The following is a 2819-nucleotide window of genomic DNA, read 5'->3' as shown; positions in this document are numbered from 1 at the left end:
TTTTTTTTTTGTTTTCACCTAAAGCCTATCAAACAGGTAATCTACCTGTGACCTTACTGGGTTATCCCATGAGAATACTCATCTTGAGGTGGGCTTCCCACTTAGATGCTTTCAGCGGTTATCCTCTCCGCACATAGCTACCCAGCGTTTACCGTTGGCACGATAACTGGTACACCAGCGGTGCGTTCCTCCCGGTCCTCTCGTACTAAGGAGGAGTCCTCTCAATATTCTTGCGCTTGCACCGGATATGGACCGAACTGTCTCACGACGTTCTGAACCCAGCTCACGTACCGCTTTAATGGGCGAACAGCCCAACCCTTGGCACGTACTTCCGCACCAGGTTGCGATGAGCCGACATCGAGGTGCCAAACCTCCCCGTCGATGTGAACTCTTGGGGGAGATCAGCCTGTTATCCTAGAGTAACTTTTATCCGTTGAGCGACGGCCATTCCACGCTGTGCCGTCGGATCACTAAAGCCGACTTTCGTCCCTGCTTGACTTGTTGGTCTTGCAGTCAAGCTCCCTTATGCTTTTACACTCTTTGGCTGATTTCCGACCAGCCTGAGGGAACCTTTGCGCGCCTCCGTTACCTTTTAGGAGGCGACCGCCCCAGTCAAACTACCCGCCTGAAACTGTTCCTCGCCCGGCTTACGGGTCAAGGTTAGAATTCTAGCCTCTCCAGAGTGGTATCTCACCGTTGACTCCTTTGTCCCCACAAGGACAATATCTTAGTCTCCCACCTATCCTGCGCAAGAGAAGCCCGAACCCAATTCCAAGTTATAGTAAAGCTTCATAGGGTCTTTCTGTCCGGGTGCAAGTAGTCCGTATCTTCACAGACAATCCTATTTCGCCGAGTCTCTCTCCGAGACAGCATCCAAATCGTTACGCCTTTCGTGCGGGTCGGAACTTACCCGACAAGGAATTTCGCTACCTTAGGACCGTTATAGTTACGGCCGCCGTTCACCGGGGCTTCGGTCGTTAGCTTCACTTTCGCTGACCAACTTCCTTAACCTTCCGGCACTGGGCAGGCGTCAGCCCCTATACGTCGTCTTTCGACTTTGCAGAGACCTGTGTTTTTGGTAAACAGTCGCTTGGATCATTTCACTGCGGCCATCTTTCGATGGCACCCCTTCTCCCGAAGTTACGGGGCCATTTTGCCGAGTTCCTTAGAGAGAGTTATCTCGCGCCCCTTAGTATACTCAACCTACCCACCTGTGTCGGTTTAGGGTACGGGTACTAGGTATTCAACACATATACGGCTTTTCTTGGCACTACACTTCATCACTCAGACTCCGTAGAGTCCTCCCAATCCAATTAGGGCGTGACTATCTCTTATGCGTCCTGTATATGCTCCAACCTAATAGTCAGGGAATGTTGACCCTGTGTCCATCGACTACGCCTTTCGACCTCGCCTTAGGTCCCGACTAACTCTACGTGGACGAGCCTTGCGTAGAAAACCTTGGGTTTTTGGGGTATATGATTCTCACATATATTTGCGCTACTCAAGCCGACATTCTCACTTCTGCTTCGTCCACATCTGCTTACGCTAATGCTTCTACCTACAACAGAACGCTCCCCTACCGATTAATATATTAATCCCACAGCTTCGGTGCATCGCTTAGCCCCGTTCATTTTCGGCGCAGGGACACTTGACCAGTGAGCTATTACGCACTCTTTCAAGGGTGGCTGCTTCTAAGCAAACCTCCTGGTTGTCTCTGTATCCCCACCTCCTTTATCACTTAGCGATGTCTTTGGGACCTTAACTGGTGATCTGGGCTGTTTCCCTCTTGACCATGGAGCTTATCCCCCACAGTCTGACTGGCATTGTGTGCATCTGGTATTCAGAGTTTGATTCGATTTGGTACCGGTCTCCCAGCCCGCACCGATTCAGTGCTTTACCCCCAGACTATAATCAATACCGCTATGCCTCAACATATTTCGGGGAGAACCAGCTAGCTCCGGGTTCGATTGGCATTTCACCCCTAACCACAGGTCATCCGCTGATTTTTCAACATCAGTCGGTTCGGACCTCCACTTGGTGTTACCCAAGCTTCATCCTGCCCATGGTTAGATCACCCGGGTTCGGGTCTATAAACAGTGACTATCGCTCTTATCAAACTCGCTTTCGCTTTGGCTTCGGGATTTTCCCCTTAACCTGCCACTGCCTATAAGTCGCCGGCTCATTCTTCAACAGGCACACGGTCAGTCGTTTAATCGACCTCCCATTGCTTGTAAGCTCACGGTTTCATGTTCTATTTCACTCCCCTTCCGGGGTTCTTTTCACCTTTCCCTCGCGGTACTGGTTCACTATCGGTCACAAGTGAGTATTTAGCCTTACGAGGTGGTCCTCGCGAATTCACACGGAATTTCTCGTGTACCGTGCTACTCAGGATTCAGCTTGCCAACTTTGATTTTTAATTACGAGGCTTTCACTCTCTTTGGCGTGTCATTCCAAACACTTCATCTAGTCTCTGTTGTACAGTGTTGCTGTCCTATAACCCCAGTCGGTCATGCCAACTGGTTTGGGCTGGTTCCCGTTCGCTCGCCGCTACTTAGGAAATCATTGTTTATTTTCTCTTCCTTCAGCTACTAAGATGTTTCAATTCGCTGAGTTCGCTCTTTCCCGTCTATTTTATTCAACGGGCAGTATTTAGGGTTGCCCCATTCGGAAACCTGCGGATCAGGGCTTGCTTCCAGCTCCCCGCAGCTTATCGTAGGTAACCACGTCCTTCATCGCCTTCTTGTGCCTAGGTATCCACCGTGAGCCCTTTGTAGCTTGACCTCTGTGTTTCCACTTTGGATCTACTTGCTTCTTATTAC

1 rRNA gene is annotated in these 2819 nt (G+C 50.2%); it reads right to left on the bottom strand.

The annotated features are described in order from the left end of the window. Nucleotides 1-2781 (bottom strand): 23S ribosomal RNA (locus C7H85_RS19205); the annotation flags it as partial. Nucleotides 2782-2819: the final 38 nt, after the last annotated feature.

Source organism: Zobellella endophytica, from assembly GCF_003012775.1.
GTDB classification, from domain to species: Bacteria; Pseudomonadota; Gammaproteobacteria; order Enterobacterales; family Aeromonadaceae; genus Oceanimonas; species Oceanimonas endophytica.
This window is presented reverse-complemented; position numbering and strand designations above follow the sequence as displayed.